This is a genomic window from Phenylobacterium sp. 58.2.17 (genome assembly GCF_026411515.1).
GTDB lineage: Bacteria > Pseudomonadota > Alphaproteobacteria > Caulobacterales > Caulobacteraceae > Phenylobacterium.
The window spans coordinates 1-20,771 of the sequence record NZ_JAPMTQ010000015.1 but is presented as its reverse complement, the minus strand read 5'-3'; the positions used below and the strand labels follow the sequence as shown (position 1 = coordinate 20,771).

At 67.1% G+C, this 20,771-nt stretch carries 20 protein-coding genes and 1 pseudogene; 8 read left to right on the top strand and 13 right to left on the bottom strand.

The genetic code is table 11. The features are described from left to right. Positions 1-108: 108 nt before the first annotated feature. The 5 genes from OUA97_RS11980 to OUA97_RS11960 all read right to left on the bottom strand — a co-directional run bounded on the left by OUA97_RS11980 (position 109) and on the right by OUA97_RS11960 (position 8,751). A complete protein-coding gene (locus OUA97_RS11980; RefSeq protein ID WP_267232124.1) occupies positions 109-2,577 on the bottom strand; it encodes a heavy metal translocating P-type ATPase in 2,469 nt (822 codons plus the stop codon). Between the two features lie 101 nt (positions 2,578-2,678). Beyond that, positions 2,679-5,900, bottom strand: a complete 3,222-nt coding sequence (locus OUA97_RS11975) for an efflux RND transporter permease subunit (protein WP_267232123.1) — start codon at positions 5,898-5,900, stop codon at positions 2,679-2,681. 8 nt (positions 5,901-5,908) lie between these two features. Further along, positions 5,909-7,084 (bottom strand): efflux RND transporter periplasmic adaptor subunit, encoded by a 1,176-nt coding sequence (locus tag OUA97_RS11970; protein ID WP_267232122.1) that lies wholly within the window; start codon positions 7,082-7,084, stop codon positions 5,909-5,911. Then, entirely contained in the window at positions 7,081-8,337 is a 1,257-nt protein-coding gene (locus OUA97_RS11965; protein WP_267232121.1) for a TolC family protein, read from the bottom strand. The genes OUA97_RS11970 and OUA97_RS11965 overlap by 4 nt, the downstream gene beginning before the upstream one ends. A 48-nt stretch (positions 8,338-8,385) precedes the next feature. Continuing rightward, positions 8,386-8,751 carry a hypothetical protein gene (locus OUA97_RS11960; RefSeq protein WP_267232120.1) on the bottom strand — a complete coding sequence of 122 codons (366 nt, stop codon included), beginning with the start codon at positions 8,749-8,751 and terminating at the stop codon, positions 8,386-8,388. Positions 8,752-9,112: 361 nt separating this feature from the next. Between OUA97_RS11960 and OUA97_RS11955 the strand changes: the two genes are divergently transcribed. Together OUA97_RS11955 and OUA97_RS11950 are read left to right on the top strand one after the other, a co-directional pair. Beyond that, the gene (locus tag OUA97_RS11955; RefSeq protein ID WP_267232119.1) at positions 9,113-9,559 is read left to right on the top strand and encodes a MerR family transcriptional regulator; all 447 of its coding nucleotides are present in this window, start codon (positions 9,113-9,115) and stop codon (positions 9,557-9,559) included. A gap of 155 nt (positions 9,560-9,714) precedes the next feature. Continuing rightward, a complete protein-coding gene (locus OUA97_RS11950) occupies positions 9,715-10,020 on the top strand; it encodes a Fur family transcriptional regulator (RefSeq protein ID WP_267232118.1) in 306 nt (101 codons plus the stop codon). 10 nt (positions 10,021-10,030) lie between these two features. On the opposite strand, the gene OUA97_RS11945 is transcribed toward OUA97_RS11950, so the two are convergent. From OUA97_RS11945 to OUA97_RS11925, 5 genes are all read right to left on the bottom strand, one after another. After that, positions 10,031-12,133: a heavy metal translocating P-type ATPase gene (locus tag OUA97_RS11945; RefSeq protein WP_267232117.1), complete on the bottom strand. Its 2,103-nt coding sequence runs from the start codon at positions 12,131-12,133 to the stop codon at positions 10,031-10,033. 23 nt (positions 12,134-12,156) lie between these two features. Then, positions 12,157-12,378, bottom strand: a complete 222-nt coding sequence (locus OUA97_RS11940) for a heavy-metal-associated domain-containing protein (protein WP_267232116.1) — start codon at positions 12,376-12,378, stop codon at positions 12,157-12,159. Positions 12,379-12,487: 109 nt separating this feature from the next. Further along, a complete protein-coding gene (locus OUA97_RS11935) occupies positions 12,488-12,829 on the bottom strand; it encodes a DUF3703 domain-containing protein (protein ID WP_267232115.1) in 342 nt (113 codons plus the stop codon). 162 nt (positions 12,830-12,991) lie between these two features. Beyond that, positions 12,992-13,903, bottom strand: coding sequence for an ImmA/IrrE family metallo-endopeptidase (locus OUA97_RS11930; protein WP_267232114.1), 912 nt, complete (start codon positions 13,901-13,903; stop codon positions 12,992-12,994). 1 nt (position 13,904) lies between these two features. Next, entirely contained in the window at positions 13,905-14,222 is a 318-nt protein-coding gene (locus OUA97_RS11925; RefSeq protein ID WP_267232113.1) for a helix-turn-helix domain-containing protein, read from the bottom strand. Between the two features lie 146 nt (positions 14,223-14,368). Here OUA97_RS11925 and OUA97_RS11920 point away from each other — a divergent pair, with 146 nt between their 5' ends. The 3 genes from OUA97_RS11920 to OUA97_RS11910 are packed head-to-tail and all read left to right on the top strand — an operon-like array spanning position 14,369 to position 15,203. Then, positions 14,369-14,590 (top strand): DUF2188 domain-containing protein, encoded by a 222-nt coding sequence (locus OUA97_RS11920; protein ID WP_267232112.1) that lies wholly within the window; start codon positions 14,369-14,371, stop codon positions 14,588-14,590. Between the two features lie 54 nt (positions 14,591-14,644). Then, positions 14,645-14,905, top strand: a complete 261-nt coding sequence (locus OUA97_RS11915; protein WP_267232111.1) for a hypothetical protein — start codon at positions 14,645-14,647, stop codon at positions 14,903-14,905. Positions 14,906-14,918: 13 nt separating this feature from the next. Continuing rightward, on the top strand, positions 14,919-15,203 hold the full coding sequence (locus OUA97_RS11910) for a hypothetical protein (protein WP_267232110.1): 285 nt from the start codon (positions 14,919-14,921) through the stop codon (positions 15,201-15,203). Positions 15,204-15,228: 25 nt separating this feature from the next. On the opposite strand, the gene OUA97_RS11905 is transcribed toward OUA97_RS11910, so the two are convergent. Continuing rightward, positions 15,229-17,004, bottom strand: coding sequence for a hypothetical protein (locus tag OUA97_RS11905; protein ID WP_267232109.1), 1,776 nt, complete (start codon positions 17,002-17,004; stop codon positions 15,229-15,231). Between the two features lie 199 nt (positions 17,005-17,203). Here OUA97_RS11905 and OUA97_RS11900 point away from each other — a divergent pair, with 199 nt between their 5' ends. Genes OUA97_RS11900 through OUA97_RS11890 form a run of 3 tightly spaced genes read left to right on the top strand, consistent with a single transcriptional unit; the run spans position 17,204 to position 18,383 of the window. Then, positions 17,204-17,581: a hypothetical protein gene (locus OUA97_RS11900; RefSeq protein WP_267232108.1), complete on the top strand. Its 378-nt coding sequence runs from the start codon at positions 17,204-17,206 to the stop codon at positions 17,579-17,581. A gap of 20 nt (positions 17,582-17,601) precedes the next feature. Next, positions 17,602-17,913 (top strand): hypothetical protein, encoded by a 312-nt coding sequence (locus OUA97_RS11895; RefSeq protein WP_267232107.1) that lies wholly within the window; start codon positions 17,602-17,604, stop codon positions 17,911-17,913. Further along, positions 17,910-18,383, top strand: coding sequence for an antitoxin Xre/MbcA/ParS toxin-binding domain-containing protein (locus OUA97_RS11890; RefSeq protein ID WP_267232106.1), 474 nt, complete (start codon positions 17,910-17,912; stop codon positions 18,381-18,383). Before OUA97_RS11895 ends, OUA97_RS11890 begins: the two co-directional genes overlap by 4 nt. A 248-nt stretch (positions 18,384-18,631) precedes the next feature. On the opposite strand, the pseudogene OUA97_RS11885 reads toward OUA97_RS11890, so the two are convergent. Together OUA97_RS11885 and gshB are read right to left on the bottom strand one after the other, a co-directional pair. After that, positions 18,632-19,513, bottom strand: a pseudogene (locus OUA97_RS11885) (ATP-binding protein); the annotation flags it as partial. 132 nt (positions 19,514-19,645) lie between these two features. Further along, the gene (gene gshB, locus OUA97_RS11880; RefSeq protein ID WP_267232105.1) at positions 19,646-20,593 is read right to left on the bottom strand and encodes a glutathione synthase; all 948 of its coding nucleotides are present in this window, start codon (positions 20,591-20,593) and stop codon (positions 19,646-19,648) included. Positions 20,594-20,771: the final 178 nt, after the last annotated feature.

Here is a 20,771-nt window from a genome sequence, read left to right as displayed (position 1 = left end):
TGGCTCGAAGGTGTGCGCCGGCGGCCTCAACGGGGGATAGGCCGCCGGCGCCTCCACTGCCTGCTGGCCGGGGCGTGGCCAGCAGGAGGGAGTTTCTAAGACGCCGCGCTAGGCGCTGCGATCGCGGTAGCCGAGCAGCCGCAGGGCGTTGAAGACGACCACGAGGGTAGAGCCCTCGTGCATCGCAACCGCGGGCCCGATGCCGAGCCCGAGGATCGTCGCGGGTACAAGAATCGCGACGACCCCCAGGCTGATGAAGACGTTCTGACGAATGACCGACCGCGTTCGACGGCTGAGGCCGACGGCGAACGGCAGATGGCGCAGATCGTCGGCCATCAGGGCCACGTCGGCGGTCTCCAGCGCGACGTCCGATCCGGCGGCGCCCATGGCGATCCCGACGGTCGCGTTGGCCATGGCCGGGGCATCGTTCACGCCGTCGCCGACCATCGCCACCTTGTCTTGGGCGCGCAGCTTGCGGATGGCCTCGACTTTGTCCTCGGGCATGAGGTCGCCCCACGCTTCGTCGAGGCCGACGTCCTTAGCGATCGCCTCGGCGACTTTGCTGTGGTCGCCGGAGATCATCAGCATCCGGGTGATGCCGAGCTTCCGAAGGGCGGCCAGAGCCTCGCGCGCGGCCTCGCGGGGAGTGTCCATCAGTCCGATGACGCCGAGGTCGCGCTCGCCCTTGCGCACCGCCATCGTCGTTCGGCCCTGATCCCGCAGGCCCGCGATCGCCTTGGCCGCCTCAGCGCCCAGCGCAGGCACGCCGTCGGCGCCGAACATTTCCGCCTTGCCGATCCACACCGTTTCGCCGTCGAGCTCTGCGACGACGCCGCGTCCGATGAGGTTCTTCAAGTCGCTGGCGGCGCCGATCGCATTGCCTGAAGGGCCAAGGCGCTCACGTCCGTCCCGGGCGATCGCCTCGGCGAGCGGGTGATCGCTCAGCATCTCGACCGCCACCGCAACGCGCAGCAGCTCGTTCTCAGCGACGCCGGGCGTGGTGAGGACATCCGTAATACGGGGGCGCCCTTCGGTGAGCGTGCCCGTCTTGTCGAAGGCGATGGAGCGCAGCGAGCCGAGATCCTCCAGCGGCGCGCCGCCTTTCACCAGCACGCCGCCTTTGGCCGCCCGGGCGACGCCCGAGAGCACGGCGCTCGGCGTGGCGATCGCCAGCGCGCACGGACTGGCGGCGACCAGGACCGCCATCGCCCGGTAGAAGCTGGCCGAGAACGGCTCGTCGATGACCACCCAGGCGAACAGCAGCACGAACGCCAGGATCAGGACCGCCGGCACGAAGATGCGCTCGAACTTGTCGGTGAAGCGCTGGGTCGGGGACTTGCGGGTTTCGGCTTCGCTGACCAGGCGCACGACCTTGGCCAGGGCTGAGTCGGTCGACAGCCGCGTCACCTCCACCTCAATGGCCCCGGCCCCGTTGATGGTGCCGGCGAAGACCCGCGAGGCGGCGTCGACGCTGTCGGGCTTGGCGCGGGCGCGAGCACGATCGTCCACCGTACGCTTGTCGACCGGGATGCTCTCGCCCGTCACTGGGGCCTGGTTGACGCTGGAAGCGCCCTTCACCACGAAGCCGTCGGCCGGAAGGCGCTCGTTGGGTCGGACGATCACAACGTCGCCGACCACGAGGTCTTCGACCGCCAGTTCCTTCGTTTCGCCATCGCGCCGGACCGTCGCGGTGCGCGGCGCGAGTTCGGCCAGCGCCTCGATGGCGCGCTTGGCGCGGCCCATGGCGTAGTGCTCCAAGGCGTGGCCCAGGCTGAACAGGAAGAGAAGCAGCGCGCCTTCCGCCCAGGCGCCCAGGGCTGCCGCGCCGGCGGCCGCCACGAGCATCAGGGTGTCGATCTCAAAGCGCTTGAGGCGCAGGTTGTCGAACGCTTCGCGAACCGTGAAGAAGCCGCCGAAGCCGTAAGCGCCGACATAGAGTGCGGTCGGCAGCCAGGACGGTGCGGCCGGAACCAAGTTCTCGATCAGGAAGCCCGCGGCCAGCAGTCCCCCGCACAGCAGCGAGAAGATCAGCTCGCTGTTCGCGCCGAGCGGTCCGCCGTGCGCGTGGTCGTGCCCTTCTCCCTCCTTGTGAACGTGACCTGGTTGGCCGTGTTCAGCGTGAGGTTCCAGCGGCTTGCCCAAGGGTGACACGCCAAGTCCGGCCAGGACCTTGAGGACGTCTTGTTGCGAAACCACGGTGCGGTCGAACTCGACCCGGACCAGGCCCGCGCCGGTGGCGTCAGCCTCCAGCACGCCTGGGGTGGCGGCCAGGCGTTCGGTGACTGTGCGGGCGCGCCGCTCGTGCTGAATGCCGCGGACCTGCCAGACCGCATGGCCAAAGCGTTCGGTGATCGCCGCGCCGGCTGCGGTCACAAGCTCGCGCAAGCGGGAGAGCGAGATCACGTCGGGGTCGTAGTGGACACAAAGGTGCGCGCCCTCGGCCTTTTCCACAACATGGGCCTTGGTCACGCCGGGCCGACCGCCGATCTCATCGGTGAGCCGCTTGACGCAGGCGTCAGAGCCGTCATGGACCTCCGGCAGGACCAGCGGGATGTCGAGTTGCAGCGTCTTGATCATGCCGAACCTCCTGATGAGGCCCGCAACGCGCGGACCACGATACGCGGTGGACGAAGCAGGCGACGGCTTCCCGCCGCCTGCCACGGTACGCTGGGATCGAACTAGTCCTCGATCCCCTCACTCTTGCGATGCCGAACCGCCTGGGCGGCGAAGGTCGGCAACACCAGCAGGGTCAGGGCCGTCGCCGTCAGCAGGCCGCCGATGACCACGGTGGCCAGCGGCTTCTGCACCTCAGCCCCCGCCCCGCTGGCGATCGCCATCGGAATGAAGCCGACGATCGCCACCAGAGCCGTGGTGAGCACCGCCCGCAGTCGGCTCGACGCGCCCTCGATGGCCGCGCGATGGGCGCTCAACCCCTCCTGCAACCGCTCGCGGATCGCCTGCATAAGCACCAGACCGTTCAGGGTCGCCACGCCGGAGACGGCGATGAAGCCGACGGCCGCCGAGACCGAAAACGGCATGCCGCGCAACAGGAGCGCGAGCGCCCCGCCCACCAGCGCCAGCGGTACGCAGGCGAAGACCAGTGCGGCCTCCGCGAACGATCCCAGCGCCATGAAGAGCAGGATCCCGATCAGGACGAAGACGATGGGAATCACGACCGCGAGTCGCTGCTCGGCGCGCTTCAGGTTCTCGAACTGGCCGCCCCAATCCAAGTAGACGCCGGTCGGGAGCTTGACCTGCGCGACCGCGCCTTGGGCGTCGGCGACGAAGCCGCCGAGGTCACGCCCGCGGACGTTGGCCTGGACCACCATTCGCCGGCTGCCGTTCTGCCGGCTGATCTGGTTCGGCCCCTCAGCGGTTTCGATCCGCGCCACAGAGGATAGCGGTACGACGTTACCGGTGGCCGAGACGACCGGGAGTGCGGCCAGCGCCGCCGGATCGTTGCGCGCTTCATCGGGCAGGCGCACGACGACGTCGAAGCGGCGGTCGCCTTCGAAGATGCGTCCGGCCTCGGCGCCGCCGACGCCGGCCTGGATCGCCTCGCTGACGTCGGCTGCGGAGAGCCCGTAGCTCGCGGCGGCGAAGCGGTCGACGCTGACGGTCAGGGTCGGCAGGCCAGAGGCCTGTTCGACGCGGACGTCCGCGGCGCCCGGAGTCTTGCGCAGGGCGGCGGCCACCTCATCGGCGGTCTTCTGCAGGACGGCGAAGTCGTCGCCGTAGACCATCACGGCAAGATCGGTCCGGACCCCGGAGATCAGTTCGTTGAACCGCAGCTCGATCGGCTGGCTGAACTCGAAGTTGTTGCCGATCTGCTCGCCGGCCTTGGCTTCGATCCGCGCAATCAGCTCCTCCTTGGAGAGCCTCGGATTGGGCCAGTCCTTGCGGTCCTTCAAGATGATGACGCTGTCGGAAATGTTCGGCGGCATCGGATCGACCGCCGCTTCCGCGGTGCCGGTGCGTGAGAACATGGTCTCGACTTCAGGTTGAGCCTTGATCGCCTTCTCCAGCGCCATTTGCATGGCGACGGATTGCTCCAGCGAGGCCGAAGGCACCCGCAGCGCCTGCATGGCGATGTCGCCCTCGTCCAGGGTCGGGATGAACTCCCGGCCGAGCGTTGCGAACGAGATCCCGCCGATCACCAAGGCCCCGAGCGCAGCAGCGACCACCAACTTGGGGCGACCGACCGCGGCCTCGATGGCCGGGCCGATGTAGCGGCGCGCGAAACGGATGATGCGGGTCTCGTGCTCCTCGACCTCGCCGTCCGGGCCGATGTGGACGCTCTTGGGATCGCGCACCAGCAGCGCCGCCATCGCCGGCACGAAGGTGAACGAGAAGATGAACGCGCCGACCAGGGCCAGCATCACCGTGGCGCCCATGGGATGGAAGGTCTTGCCTTCCACGCCTTCGAGCGTCAGCAGCGGTGCGAACACCAAGAGGATGATCAACTGGCCGAAGGCCGCCGGCTTGACCATCTGACGGGCCGAAAGCATGGCGACTTCCAGGCGCTCGTGCCGGGTCAGGATCCGGCCCAGCTCTGCGCGCCGACGGGTCATCATCAGCAGAGTATTCTCGATCACCACGACGCCGCCGTCGACCAGCAGACCGAAGTCGAGTGCGCCGAGGCTCATCAGGTTCCCGCTGATCCCGAAGCGGTTCATGCCGATGACCGCGAACAGGAACGAGAGTGGGATCATCAGGGCGGTGATCGTCGCCGCGCGGATATTCCCGAGCAGCAGGAAGAGGATCACGATCACGAACAGCGCGCCCTCGGTCAGATTGCGGGCGACCGTCTTGATCGTCGAGTTCACCAGCTCGCTGCGATCGAGCACCGGTATCGCGACCACATTCGGCGGAAGCGAGTCATCAACGACCGACAGGCGTTCTGCCGCCGCCTGAGCGACGGTGCGGCTATTGCCGCCGGCGATCATCAGAGCCGTGCCGAGGACCGCTTCGTGGCCGTCACGGCTGGCGGCGCCGAGTCGCGGCGCCTGGCCGATCTCCACGTTCGCGACGTCTGCGACCCGAACCACCAGCCCATCGCGGTTGACCACGGGGGCTTGAGCCAAATCCTGGACAGAGCCCGCGAGCGCATCGGCGCGCACGACCAGGGATTCCCCTGCTCGCTGGATGAAGCCGGCTCCGGCCTGGGTGTTGGCGCGTTCCAGCGCGGTCACCAGGTCGTTCAGGCTGAGCTTGTAGGCCGAGAGTTTGGCCGCGTCGGGCCGAACGGCGTACTCCTTCACGTAGCCGCCGACCGTATCGACGCCGGCCAGGCCGGGGGTCGAACGCATCTGCGGGGCGATGATCCAATCCTGCACCGTTCGCAGGTAGGTGGCGCGCTGCTGGGGCGTGGTGAGACGATCCCCCTCCGGCGTCAGATAGGACCCATCGGGCTGCCAGCCCGGCTCGCCCGCCTTGGCCGTCTTCTTTGCGTTGAACGGCTCGTAGTCGACCGTCCACATCAGGACTTCGCCAAGACCGGTCGTCACCGGCGCAAGGGTCGGTTCGACGCCTTCAGGCAAACCTTCCTGGGCCGCCCGCATCCGTTCGGCCACCTGCTGGCGAGCGAAGTAGATGTCGGTCTGGTCCGTGAAGATCGCGGTGATCTGGCTAAAGCCGTTGCGCGAGAGTGAGCGCGTGCTGGTCAGACCCGGAATGCCCGCCAACGCGGTCTCAAGCGGATAGGTGACCTGCCGCTCAATCTGCTCTGGCGCCAGCGCTGGAGCGACCGTCGTGATCTGGACCTGGCGGTTGGTGATGTCGGGAACCGCGTCGATCGGCAGACGAGTCAGTTCGAGCAGGCCCCAGCCGCAGACGATTGCGACCGCAAGGACCACAAACCAGCGGAAGCGGACAGACGCGTCAATGATTGCTTTGAACATCTCGCCCCCTAGTGCCCGTGCTCGGCCTGGCCCTTGGCGAGCTCGGCTTTGAGGAGGAAGGCGTTGGCCGCGGCGATGCGCTCATCGCCGGTCAACCCGCGGAGGATCTCGGTGCGCCCGCCCGCCTGACGGCCGACGAGCACAGGGGTCGCTCGGAAGCCGTTGCGGACTGCGACGAAGACGACGGAGCCGCCCTCGACCGTCTGCACGGCCTCGCTGGGTACGGTCGTGCCGCCGGCGTCTTCGCCTGCGACGACCGAACCCGACACCGCTGTACCAGCCGGCGGCAACAGATCGCCGGTGGCCCGGGCCCGAATGATGGTGGCGCCACGCTCCGCGCCAGCCCCGGCCGCGACGCCGAGGATCACCGCCTCGAACTCGCCGGTCGGGCCACGCACGTGCATGCGGGCATCGGGCTTCACCGCCGCCGCCAGGGTCGGCGGCGCGTTGAACACCAGTTCCACCCGGGACGGGTTGGTGACATCGGCCACGATGGTCCCTGGGGCGACGAAGCCGCCTGGTCCCACGGCGACCGCGGTCACGACGCCGGCGATCGGACTGGTGACGCTGAGACGCCCAGAGGCGTTGGGCGAGCCTGCCGCCGCAGCTTTGGCACGCGCAGCGCGGGCCGCGGCTTCAGCGCCGACCGCCTGCGCCCTCGAGGCCTCGACCTCCTGACGTGCGACGACGCCCTGTTCCCCCAGGCGCTGGTCGCGCTGATAGGACTTGCGAGCCGCATCGGCCGCCGCAGCGGCGGCTTCCACGTCGGCGCTGAAGCTGGCCGCTTCGCCGCTAACCAGAACCGCCAATGGCTGGCCGGCGCTGACCGACTGCCCCGGCGCCACCAGGACCCGCTCGACGCGCCCGCCGACCGTGGCGCCGACGCTGGCGCGGGCATCGACCATCGGCTCGACGCGCCCCGCCAACTGCACCTCGCCGCCGCCGCCGCGGGCGACATTGGCGAGCTTGATCCCGGAGGCCGTGATCTGCGCCTGGGTCAGCTCGACGACGTCTCCGCCCGCTTCCTCGCCGCCTTCTTCCGCGTGTTCGGCCTCGGCGGCGTGGCCCGGGGCCTCGGCCCCGGCGCCCCTATTTTGCAGCGTCGACAGGCCATAGCCGCCCGCCGCCGCCAACAGCACCGCCGCCGCAACCGCCCCGTAGAGGCGGACCTTGCTCGAATTCATGGTTGGACTCCCGGGGCGGCGAAGCCGCCAAGCCGCGCCTGGGCGGCGCGTGCGCCAGCGCGCTCGACGGCGGCGGCGATGGATTGAGAACGCGCTTCGGCCAAAGCCCTGCGCGCATTGACGAGTTCGACGAGCGGCAACTTGCCGGCCTCGTAGCCGATACGGGCGAGGCGGTAGGCTTCCTGCGCAGCTTCCTCGCCCTGGTTCGCCGCCGAGAGCCGGGCCTCGGAAGCTGCGACACGGGCCGTGCTGGACCTGATCGCCCCCTGCGCCTCGAGCAGGGCTGCGTTGGCTCGCGCCTCAGCGGCCGAGACGTCAGCCCGCGCTGCAGCGACGGCGCCTTGATTGCGGTTGAACAGCGGGAGAGGCACCGAGAGGCCTGCGACCAGCGCGGTGGCGTCGTCTCCGTTGAACTGCCGCACGCCGACGGACACGTCGACATCGGGAATGGCCTTGCGGCGCTCGAGAACCAGCAGGCGCTCGGCGGCGGCCTTCTCGGCCTGAGCCGCGACGACGCCGAGCGTGGCGGCCGCTTCAGAGCTGCTGGCAACCACGCTTCCGGCGTCAAGCAAGCTGACGTCGATCGAGTCGATCGGCTCCGACGATCCGGAAAGGCTGGTCAGGTTGGCCAGCGCCGTTTCCTGCGCCGCACGCGCTTCCGCCAGCGACGCCCGCGCCGCTTCGACAGCGGCCTGGGCTTGGATCCGTCGCAGGTCGGCTTCGCGGCCGGCCTCGACGAGCTCGGTCGAGATCCGGGCGTCTTCTTCGGTGAGGCCGAGGACGTCGCTCGCGAGCTTGAAGCGTCGTTGAGCCGCCTCGGCCTCCGCGTAGGCCATGGCCAGGTCGAACGCGAAATCGACCCGAGTTCGGCCGGCGCGCGCCTGGGCGGCGGTGACCTCGGCGCGGCCGGCGGCGACACGGGCCCCGCGCTTGCCGCCAAGTTCAAGCGTCTGCTGCAGCGAGTAGGTCGCTTCAGCTTGGCTCGTGCCCTCGAAGGGGCCCGACCCGGAGAAGTTCTCCAGATCGACCGTCAAGGCGGGGTTTGGGATGACGGCGGCCTGACGCGCCAGGCCTTCGGCGCGTGCGACGCCGGCTTGGGCTTCAGCCAGCCGCGGCGCGGCGCTTTGCGCGCGGGCCAGCAGATCGGGATAGGAGGGGGCCGGCGCAGCCGAAACCGGTTGCGCCATGAAGCCCAGGGCGGACAGCCCAAGGGTGGCCGCAACAAGCGGCCGCCTAAATTCTGAGGGGAGCATTGACCTTCTCGCAAATGACGACAGGGCGCGCGCAAGGCGCGGCGGTCGTCAGGCGCGAGGGGGCCGGTCCAGGCCGAACTGTCGGTCGCTGGCCGAAACACGGCCAAGCGTCAGCTCGTGATGGTCAGGCAGGGCGTCCAGCATCGCTAGCTCGCCGATCGGCGCGGAGAGGTATGGCGCGCCATGATGGCAATGACCGTGGATGCAGATGTCCGGATCGGCGTGGCCGTCCTGGTCCTGGCCAGCGGCGTCCAAGTGGGAGGCCTTGCCATCCAGTGAGACTTCGGCGACAGCGACGGGCGCCTCGTCGCGACAGATCAACTTGTCGAGGCTGGGCGCCAGGGCCAGCACGGCGATCAGCAGAGCGGCGAGGACCGCTCCGAAGCTGCGCCATGATGCAAAAAGCCCCGACATGCGCGACCCTATAGCCAGACTCTCGTGTCAGGGGAACGCGTTACAAAGTTACGCGCGTGCCCGGTCTTGCGACCGGCGTGTCCCGACAGATTGCTGGTCGTGGGCGACGTCATGGGCTTGGTCTACATCCTCCAGACCCTGGAGGATCAAGCCCTATTTTCCAGCAGATCGCGGCCCGTGGCGGGTGCAGGTCGTCGATGACAAAGCCATGGGAATGGACCGCCTGCATGCTTGGTGAGCCATCACATGTGGGTGGCCCGCGTCCCACTTGGGCGCCAGCGGGAATACGCGCGACGCTGTCGCAGCTCTAGCCGCTGGAGGTGTAGCTCACTATCTTCTCCGAAGATCGCGAGAGGCTTCCATGTCCCAACTGTCCATCGGCGCGCTGGCCAAGGCCACGGACGTCAAGGTAACCACCATCCGTTTCTACGAGCAGATTGGCCTGCTTCCCGAGCCGCTTCGCGCGCCGAACGACCGGCGGGTCTATGATGAGCGGACCCTGAAGCGGCTGGCCTTCATCAAGCACGCCCGACAGCTTGGTTTCGCGGTCGACGCCATTCGTACGCTGTTGCAGCTCGCCGACGACCCTGACCAACCCTGCGACCAGGCCAACGCCCTGGCGGCCGAGCAACTGGCCGCGGTCGAGAGCAAGATCGCCCGCCTTGAGGCGTTACGCGGCGAGCTCAAGCGGGTCGTGTCGGCCGCCTGCCACGGGCACGTCTCCGATTGCCGGGTGATCGAGGTGCTCAGCAACCACGAGCTTTGCGAAGGCGATCACGCCGAACCTGAAGCCGCCACGGTCGCGTGAGCGGTCCCTGCCCTCACAGTCATCCTGAGCCCCAAGACGCGGCGCACGTCCAACACGCGCTTGATGCCGCGCGCGCACGGTGCGAAGCGGCGGGCGAGAACTGGACGGAGCCTCGGCGCCGGACCTACGCGCTGCTGGTCAGCGCGGGGAAGCCGGTGAAGGCCTATGACCTGATCCAGCAGTTCGGCGCGGGCGTGCGCGCAACAAAGCCGCCGACGGTCTACCGAAGCCTGGATCTGCTGATGGGGATCGGCCTGGTGAGGAAGGTCGTCACTCTGGGCGCCTACGTGGCGTGCCCGAAGGCGACAGACTGCGCCGCCGGGCTACTGGTCTGCAGCTGCTGCCATGCGGTGGAGCACCTGCCAGATGCTCGCCCCGCCGCCATCGCGGGCGCACCTCAAGACTACCTCATCGAACAGGTGGTTCTGGAGGCCAGCGGCCTCTGCCCGCTCTGTCGCTGAGACCCCGACGTCAGACAGGGCGCCAGCGCAGCAGCCGGATCGCGTTCAGGGTGACCAGGACCGTGGCGCCGGTGTCGGCCAGGATGGCCGGCCAGAGGCCCGTCACGCCAATGACCGTCGTCACCAGGAAGACGACCTTCAGGCCCAGCGCGACAGTGATGTTCTGATAGATGTTGCGCATGGTCGCTTTCGAAAGCGCGATCATGTCAGCGACGTCCGACACCCGGCCGTGCAACGCCGCTGCGTCCGCCGTCTCCAGGGCAACGTCCGTGCCGCCGCCCATGGCGATGCCGATGTCGGCGGCGGCGAGCGCCGGCGCATCGTTGATCCCATCCCCGACTTTGGCGACCGTCAGCCCCTCGGCCTGAAGCGCGCGCACGATGGCGAGCTTGTCTTGCGGCATCAGTTCAGCGCGCACCTCGACGCCGAGGCGGTCGCCGACCGCTGCAGCTGTTCGCGCATTGTCGCCGGTCAGCATCACAGTGCGGACACCCCTCGCGGTCAGGGCGCTCAGTCCCTTGCGAGCGTCAGGACGCGGCTCATCGCGCAGCGCGACGAGGCCGACAGCCTGACCGTTCACCACCAACACCGAAACCGTCTTTCCTTCGGCGTTGAGGGCCTCGATCCTGGCGGCTTTGGCCGGGTTGATCGGCGCGCGCTCCACCGCGGCTTTCGGCGATCCGAAGAAGGTGGTTTCGCCAGCGACGTTCCCCGAGATCCCCTCGCCGGCGAGGGCCTTCGCCATAAAAGCCGGAGGGATCGAAACCCCCTGCGCCTTCGCCTTGTCGAGGATGGCCACCGCCAGCGGATGGGTCGAGCCGCGCTCCAAAGCCGCGGTCATGGCCAGGACGACGTCTTCGCTGCGCTCGAACGCCACGATGTCGGTGACGATCGGCCGGCCCTGGGTCAGCGTTCCGGTCTTGTCGAAGGCAACGGCCGTCACGTGGCGCAAGCCCTCGAGGACCGCGCCGCCTTTCAGCAACAGGCCACGTCGAGCGCCGGCAGAAAGGCTCGCGGCGATGGCCGCTGGCGTCGAAATGACCAGAGCGCAGGGACAGCCGATCAGCAGCACGGCCAGGCCGCGATAAATCCAAGTCTGCCAGGGCGCGCCGACCGCCAATGGCGGAACCACGGCGACGAGCACCGCAAAGAGCACGACGAACGGCGTGTAGACTCGCGAGAAGCGGTCGATGAAGCGCTCGGTCGGCGCCTTGCTCTCCTGGGCCTCCTCCACGAGGCGCACGACCCGGGCGATGGTGTTGTCGGCCGCTGCGGCCGTGACCCGGATGCGAAGGACGCCGGTCGTGTTGATGGTTCCGGCAAACACCGTGTCGCCCGCGACCTTGGCCTTGGGCACGCTCTCGCCAGTGACCGGCGCCTCGTCGATGTCGCCCGCGCCTTCGATGATCTCGCCGTCGGCGGCGATCCGCTCGCCGGGCCGCACCAGGATGATCTCGCCGACTTGCAGGACTTCGGCTTGGACGGTGCGGATCTCTCCGGCCTCTTCGACCAGCGCGGTCTTGGGTACGAGGTTCGCCAGGTCCGAGATGCTTCGTCTGGCTCGGCTGGCCGCCAGGCCCTCCAGCATTTCACCGACCAGGAAGAACAGCACGACCGCGGCGGCCTCTTCGGTCGCGCCAATGATCACCGCCCCGACGGCGGCGACCGTCATCAGCATCTCGATCGAAAACGGACTGCCCATGCGGGCCGCGGCGAATGCTCGACGGGCGACGGGGATCAGGCCGACCAACAGCGCGGCGATGAAAGCGTACCGCTCGATGGGCGGAAACAGCTGTCCGACGCCGTAGGCGACGGCCACTGCGAGTCCGCAAAGGAGCGTCGCCCTCGCCTTGGCTGACTTCCACCACGCGGTATCGGCGGGTCGCTCAGCAACGCTGTCCGCCGCGAGCGGGGTCGCGCCGAAGCCGAGTTTGCTCAGCGTCTTGGTGACGGCGGCTTCATCGACCCGCTCGTCATGGGCGAGCGACAGGACGCCGGACTGAAACGAGACCGCCACCTCGGAGACGCCCGGCACGCGCCGCAGCGCGGTGTCGATCTTCGAGGCGCACGCGCCGCAATCCATCCCGGTGACGCGATACCGCGCCTGAGTCACGCCTTCGCTCATCGAAGCCGGCCTTAGGCGGCCGCGATTTCGAAACCGAGCGCCGTCACCGTCTCGCGGATCGCGGCAGGTGAGACCGCGCCGCTATGCAGGACGCCCAGCGTCGTCTCCGGATAGTGAAGCGAGATGTCGCTCACGCCCTCAAGGCCGCGCAGCGCGGTGTCGATCTTGCGGGCGCATCCCGAGCAGGTCATGCCCGTCACGGTGAAGGTGGTGGCTTCCAGGGCTTCGCTCATACGCAGATCCTCCATGTCGCGAAGCAGTCTACTTCCTCCAGCCACTCGAGGATCAAGGGCCGAAATCGAGCAATCAGCCCTTCGACGGCGTGCTGCTACGCGGCCGCCCTCATCGACAGAGATCCGCTAGATCGTCGGGCAGCGGCATCGGCTGTTCCGCCGGCACATTGGCGCCTCCGGTGTTGCCGGAAGGCAGACGCCCCATCCAGGACAACAGGCCCCCTGCGGCCAATCTGATGAGCTGGCCACGCACTTCGCGGCCGTCCTTCCTCCGCCAGCCGATCTTGAGCATCTGCCAATGCGCCCAGCTGTGCGGTCCCGCCCAGGGCTGGCCCAGGATGTGCGCCCTCTCAAGCAGCCGGAACGCCTCGTCGAGATCGCCGCTTGCCAAGGCGCGGCTCGCGGCTGCGGCCTCGCGTTCAAAAGCTTGGCGGCGTTGCTGGGTTGTCATGGGATGCCATCCTCCAACACCAACTTGCCCTCTCCGCAAACCGACGTCACGAGGGTCACAATGGGCCATTGGCGGTGAAGGCTGAGGACGACGCGTACCCGAGTTCAAGCGCTATCTGGGCGGTGCCCGTGTCACCGCCGCCCCCGCCGCGATCTTGCAGGTCTACCGCCGCTCACGCCAATCGCCCTGACGCCTTTGCCAGCGCTCTTTCGACGTGAGCCGATCTTCAACGTCATCCTCCTCCTCTGCCACTTCGGCCCATAGGAGGATCATGGCGAACCCCTCGCGCTGGAAGGCGACTTGCTCGTAGAGCTCAGGCAGCGGCTTTCCCCAGTCGGACTCCAGCCAATACTGCGCTCGCGCTTCAACGATGTCCGAGACACGACCTGGAGAGTGCGGCAGTCGATGAAACAGCGAAGCAGACGGCACCGTCGCGCCCTTTCCGACGCAGAGCTTCGGGAAATGGGAAATATTGCGATACGCCCTTAGCAGTCGTCCGTCCTTCACGATCACGATAGCTACCGGCGCTTCGTGATACTGTGCATATGAGCGAGCGGCCGCTTCCTTGCTTACGCCGAACTGCTTGGCAAGCGCCGTCACCTGCTTCAGGTCAGGATCACGATAGGCCGCCATCGCGCCTCGCCAGAGCGGCGGTGGCATTAGCATGAGAGCGGAGAACTCGTTCGCTTCCACTTCCATGCGCACCGCGGGGCTCATTGTGGTCATTCGCGATCGGCCCATGTCCCCGCGTGTGCAGTTGAAGCCTGTCGCACCCGCTGGCGCATGATGGGTCATCAAGAAGTGACCCAGTTCATGTCCGATTGTGAAGCGTTGGCGCTCCCGAGCAGCGTTGGCGTTGACCAGGATGAACCCTTCGCTGCGGCCCGCGTCTGTGATCAGGCCGCCTTCAAATCCATCCGTCGACAACAAGCGGATGTCGGCAATGTCTAGCTGCTGAGCCAGGTCCTCAATGGGAACTGGGATGGGCAGAGACGGCTCTGCCTTTAGGATTTTGGTTGCGAGCGCCATTGGTGACCCGGCGCCATCAAGATCCATCCGGGTCACAGTAAGCATTTCAGGATCCGCGTTTTCGGAAGTGATCCATCATGGACTGGATCGCTTTGCGGTCGTCGGGCGAAAGTTCCTGAAGATCGCGATACATCGCCACAAGCTGCGAATCTGAGGACCCGTCCGGGTTCTCCCCGATCAGTTCGGCGACGCTGACGTCCAGGCAACGGGACAGCGCGGTGAGCAGTTCGATCGAAGGGTTCTTCGCCCGACCCGTTTCCAAGTCCCAGATGTGAGCCTTCGACGCTCCTACCTCGTTGGCGACATCCTGCAGCGATTTCCGCCTCGCGGTCCTCAGTTGCTTCAGCTTCTCCGCTAGCGCCACGCACACCTCACTTCCCCGCCCGCAGCCCCGCCGGCGGCCCCCGACGAACTTGTACCAGAATAGTTGCACGACTCGCAAACGTATGACTTAATCTGTACGAAGTCGTCGGGGGATGGTCCCGCTGGCGACCGAGGGACTAGCGATCCATGGGTAAGAACCAGCACGTGGTGCCGCACGGTGACGGTTGGGCGGTTCGTGGCGCCGGCAACAGCCGCGTGACCTCGACGCACGGGACGCAGGCGCAAGCGCAGGCGGCCGCGCGAGAAATCGCCATCAATCAGCGCAGTGAGGTCGTGATTCATCGCCCCAACGGGCAGATCCGCGACAAGGACTCGTACGGGAACGATGACTTCCCGCCGCGGGGTTAGGACTCAGAGGCCGCCGAAGGGCGGCCTTCTTCATTTCAGGCGGAGACCCATCCGATGCAATTCGAAGGCGCCGTCATTCGCGAACAAGGCATCACGTTCGCCGTCGTGATCGTTCGAAAGGCCGTCATCGACTTTCGGCAACAAGCTGATCGAGCGATCCGCACCTTCAGCGGAGCGTTCCCCGGGATGCCTGTGGTGCTGATGGCACAAGATAGCCGCGGAACGCCGACCTACTATGGCCGACCGGACCTCTCTCGATTTCTCGCCAATACGCCGCTTGGGGCCATTCCCTGGCGTCGCTACACGCTCAACTAGGAGACGCTGAGGAATGTCTGTTTTTGTGGTGACTTGGGATCTCAACCACGAGAAGCCCAACTACCGCCAAGCTCGGGCCGCCTTCTTGCGGCACCTGGAAGCCTTCGAAAACATCCGCGACGGCGGATTGGATTCTGTGCGCTTTATTTCGACGCCCAGCACCGCAGCGCAAGTTGAAGGTTACCTGCGCCAGAAGCTCGATTCCAATGATCGCCTGTTCGTCACCCGTTTGAACCGAGGCGGCCACCAGGGTTGGCTCAGCAAGTCGGTGTGGGCCTGGATCCGTGAGCGCCTCTAGGAGCCGCGGGGCGCGTTTGCCGTGTCTAGGCGGCTGCTCGGACGCGTGCAGAGCTAAATAGCGATCGACTCAGGGCGTCGAGATCCTCGGCAAGCCAGGCCGGCGTCCGCCGCCGCCGAGTGTGCTTCACACTGCGTCCGAGCACGTCGGTAAACTCAGAGGGGCTAGGCCAAACGCCGCGGCTCTTGGCCGTCGAAGCCGCACCACGGAGTGTGAGCTGCGCAACTGCATGGCGGGCCACCGCCGAAATCTCTGACCACGACATGGCAGAGGCGTCGGTCTTCGCCACCAAACCCAGGCTGATCCGCTCATCCGCCCGTCGCCGCGAGATTTCGAACGCATAGACATGGCCGGCTTCGAGATCGATGCGGCCAACCGCGATCGCGCGGCCGCGCGCTGCGGAACCCCAGCTGGCCGGAAGTTTCAGCACCATCACATCGCCGCCAAATGCGGAGATGGGGTTCTGCCCAACAAGCCCGCCCGCCTGATGCCGCATCAGGAGATTGAACGCGCTAACGAAGGTCGAGAAGGGATAGCGGGTCTGTTCGGCGACGGCGGGCACGAACTCCCCGAGATCGAATTCCGCAGCATCGAACAGTCGCTGCGTCGGTGTCTGCGTCGGCGCCTCGGCCCGATAGATAGCGCCTGGCCGAAGAACCACCCCTCCGACCTTTCGATCATGTCCCGGGAGCAACGCCGAGAGTTCCTCTACAACCCGCTCCTGCGGCGCCGCTGGAGCCGCACGCCTGGACGATCTCAGCGCTGGCGGCGCTTCGTAGTCCACCTGCACGCCGGCGAGACGCGGGAAGGCGCGTTGAAGCGACTCCATGTGATGCGACATGCGGCCAGCAGCGACACCAGGGCGCCGCCGGCTCTCCAACTTCGGCTCGTTGGGAAGCACATTGGTGTAGCGGGCGACGGCTTCGTCGTCGGCCTCGTCCGGCTGGTCGAGATCGACCTCGCTCATCCCGTACGGCAACTTGATGATGAGCCGGCGAAATGGCGCTGGCCGGTAGTCGCTAACAATCGACCACGTCATGAAGCCGCGCTCGTAGCCGCCGAGGAGAGTCTGTCGCACATCGGTGCTTAGGCCTTGGAGGGTGAACGGATGCCGGGATGCCGGCAGCTCGACCGGCGGGTAGAACTGGGGGCTGCCCCACGCCTGGTCGGCGATGAACTGATCAACCGTCATTCGCCACATCGCCATCAGTTCCGGTGAATGCAGCAGCATCGCCAGTTGCAGGGCGCTTGAGCGGTCAGCCAGGCCGCTGATCGGCGCGATCTGCAGCACGTCGGGTTCCAGGAAGCGCGTGTGCTCGGGATCGACTAGGCCAACCCCTTCTTGATCGCTGACTGCCAACGACATGAAGGAGGCTGCGCCGAGGCTGATGGCTCCGAAATAGAAGCGGAATATCTCGCCGGACGGCACATGGTAGGTCAGGCCCTGGTGGCGGAAGTTGTTGACCCACCTTTGCGCAAGCATGCTTTGGTCAATCACCCGGGAGCCGGGTGTAAAGCGGTTTTCACGGATGTATTCGCCCCGCCCGGTCGTATTGAACTGACTCATGTCCTTCAACGTCAGTCCGGTGACTTGTCTGGTCCTAAGGACGTCGAGCTGCCCGCTGTAGCGCCGATTTTCAAAAATGGAGCCTGGCCTTAGCAGGCCGAGCTGTTCCAGCGGCGCCAAGGCGAACAGCGGAAAGTGTCCAGGATCATCAATTTGGAAGAAGGCGCACTCGACCTCATACGCATCCGTCCGGTGCCGACTGCGGCAGATCGCGCCGATGTGCGAGAGCGCCAACCTCTCGGCCGCTGGGATCCAAGGCAGCTCGAGCTGCGAAGCTTCTAGCGGGGACACGGCGAGGGGAGAGACGGCAGGCACTGACATGGCCAAGGACCCTTCGCGGAAAGGCTTAACCGATAGCCCTCGCGATATGGCTAAGCTTTCCTAACCCTTCGCGCCCACTTGACCGGAAAGAACAAAAACCGAACAAAGGCGCATGGGAAAACGCGCCGCATATCTGCCGCGCTCGGTTCGTTCGGTGGGGGCGATGCTGTCCGACGGCTACGTCGTCACCTGGCACTGCAGCCAAGGGCACTCCGGCCACGTGGACCTTGAGGAGGTGGTCAAGCGACGCGGCGCAGATTTCTCTCTCGTCGATAAGCAAGCCCCCTGCCGCCGACCTAGCTGCACTGGGACGGTGTACTTTCGCTACGCGGCCGGACCTGGCACCCCTTCCCGCCGTCTGGAGGCGCTGCGCGAGCGAGAGGTGGCGGCGCAAAGCGCGGGGCAGACGATCGATCTGGTGCTCCACCAACTCGTGCAGCTGCACGATCTCCTGGCTCGCCTCTATCGCAAGCCAACCCTCAAGGACTGACGCCGTGCTAGGCTGGCGCCATGGGCCAGTATCGGATTCCCACGGCGGCGGAGGCCGCCCAGGCGCGAGAAGCCGGCGCACAGCGCGCTACTGGGCCGCTGGCTGTGGCGGCGCACTTCGATCCGACAACAGGGCGCATCGTCATCGAGCTGGATCGCCAGTGTTCGATCGCCTTCGACCCGGCGGTCTGCCACCATCTTTCCGCGGCCTCTCGCTATGAGCTTCAGGAGATCGAAATCCTCGGGGCCGGGACGGCGATCAATTTCCCTCGCATTGATGTCTCCCTCTCGCTGGGCAACCTCGTCGCCGATCTGCTGGGGGTCCTCAAGTGAACAGCCGCGGCACGCAAGGCACGCAAAGCGACGTGCCTGGAGCAACATCTCCATTGGAGGTGTTTCGCGCCACCCCAATGCAGCGCGTCGAATTGCTGAAGGCCGGCCTGAGCGCGCGGGACGCAATGAGCATCGTTGCCGACCTCGCGATCCCCACGTCTCGTGCCTGCAAGGCCATCAACATCTCGCGCGCCTCCTTGACGAGAAAGGCTCGACAAAATGTGGCGCTCGCTTTGCCTGAGGCGGAGCGGGTGTTGGGCGTGGCCAAGCTGATTGGGCAGGTGCAGCAAATGGTCGAAGAGTCAGGCAATCCGACAGGCTTTGACGCCTCCGCTTGGGTGTCGAGTTGGCTGGTGGAGCCCTTGCCTGCTCTCGGTGGAGGCTTGCCTATCGACCTCCTGGACACGATGGAAGGTCAGGGCCTTGTCGCCAAGCTACTGAGGCAGATCCAGGGCGGAGTGTACGTCTAGCAGGCTTCGCCTTCACAGTTCACCCAGCGCGAGCAGTTGACGCCGTACTTGGCGATAGTCATTTTCACGGCGGAGGCTTTGTGTCCGGCGACGGCGACATTGCCTTTTTTTGTGCCTGATCGTCTGACGCGGGCCCATCTCCGCCCGTTTCCCACGCGGCTTGGCAGAATCGGCTACCTTCTTGGCTAAGGCAGCGTCGCCTTAGAGATTGCTCAGCCCGGCCGAGGTCGCGGATCCTCTTGGGGACGCCCACTTCTTCCGAGAGACATTTTCTTTCTCCCCTTCACACCCCCGCCGGTCAGGGCGGCCATGCTGGCCGAGTGGTGCGGGGTGCGGAAAGGGCGGGCGCGGGTCAGCTCGCCCTTGGCGATCAGCCCGGCCACCGAATGGACCATCGAGGTCTCCAGCAGCTCAGCCGGCGATAGCGGCGGCAAGAGGCCCGGCAGGCGCGCGGCCATCATCGACTTGCCTGAGCCGGGCGGGCCGCAGAACAGCAGGTTATGACCGCCGGCGGCGGCGACCTCCAAGGCCCGTTTGGCGTTCTCCTGGCCCTTGACGTCGCGCAGGTCGGGGACCCGCTCGCCGTCGAGCATGGCGCCGGGCCTGGGCGGGGCGAGCACCTGGGTCCCGCGGAAGTGGTTGACGACCGCAACCAGCGAAGGCGCGGCCAGCACGCGGGTTTCACCCGCCCAGGCCGCCTCCGGCCCCGAGGCCTCAGGGCAGATCAGGCCGAGCCCGAAGCCGCCGGCCGCCACCGCCGCGGGCAGGGCGCCGGCGACCGCGACGATGCGGCCGTCGAGCGACAGCTCGCCGATCGCCGCCCATTCGGCCAGGGCGTCGGGCGGCAGCACTCCCATCGAGGCCATCACCGCCAGCGCGATCGGCAGGTCGTAGTGGCTGCCCTCCTTGGGCAGGTCGGCGGGGGCCAGATTGACGATGATCCGGCGGCTGGGCATGGCCAGGCCAAGACCGGCGAAGGCGGCGCGGACCCGCTCGCGGCTCTCGGCGACGGCCTTGTCGCCGAGGCCGACCAGCATGAACTTGACCTCGCCGGTGGTCAGCTGGACCTCGACGTCGACGCGACGGGCCTCGACGCCCTGAAAGGCTACGGTGACGACGCGGGAAGCCATGCCAACCCCTAGAAATGGCTCAACTTATCCACAAGCCCAGCACGCCGCGCGGGCCGGATCAAGAACAAAAGTCGAACTTTTCAGGAAGGCGAGACGATTCCGCGACTTATGCGTGTCTCTTTGAGTTGCAACCTAAGCCGTTGTGCGGGCGGCTTCAATAGCGTTCCAGAGAATCGCCGCCGCATTGACGCCGGTGAACCGCTCCAGCGCCCGCGCGCCGGTCGGCGAGGTCACGTTGATCTCGGTCAGGTAGTCGCCGATCACGTCGATGCCGACGAACATCAGGCCGCGGCGCTTCAGCTCCGGGCCGATGATCTCGCAGAGCTCGTGGTCGCGGGCGGTCAGCTCGACCGCCTCGGCGCGGCCGCCGACCGCGAGGTTGGAGCGGATCTGGCCGGCGTCCGGCACGCGGTTGATCGCCCCGACCGGCGCGCCGTCGACCAGCAGGATGCGCTTGTCGCCCTTGCTGACCGCGGGAATGAACTTCTGGGCGATCACCGGCTCGCGGCCGATCATCCGGTGCAGGTCGAGCATGGCGTCGAGGTTGGGGTCGTCGGCCAGCAGCCGCGCCACGCCAGAGCCGCCGCCGCCATAGAGCGGCTTGAGCACGATATCGCCGTGGCGGGCGCGGAAGTCGTAGATCGCCTCGACGTCGGAGGTGATCACGGTCGGCGGCTGCACGCCCGGGAAGCTGGTGACGAACAGCTTCTCCGGGGCGTTGCGGACCTCGGCCGGGTTGTTCACCACCAGGGTCTTGGGGTGGATCACGTCGAGGAAGTGGGTCGAGGTGATGTAGGCCATGTCGAACGGCGGGTCCTGGCGCAGCAGGACGACGTCGAATTCGGAGAGGTCGACCAGCTCCCAGTCGCCGAACTTGGCGTGGTCGCCCTTGACGTCCTGGACGGTGACCGCGCGGCCGCGGGCCAGCACCTTGCCCTCCTCCAGCACCAGCCGGTCGGGGGTGTAGACGAACAACGAGTGACCGCGGGCCTGGGCCGTGAGCATCATCAGGAAGGTCGTATCGCCTTCGATCTTGATGGCCTCGAGCGGGTCCATCTGGACGGCGACCTTCAACGACATGGCGAGCTCCTGAACGGCGAAGGTGTCTGAGATAGGCCGCGCGCGCGGCCGGCGCCAGCCAGAAGCGCTGGCGGCGCTGTCAGTTCAGCCGCAGGCGGACGCGTTCGCGCTGGGCGCGGGCGGCCAGCGCCGCGCCGCCGTCGAGGGTGCTGGCGTGGGCCAGGGCCTGTCTCTTATA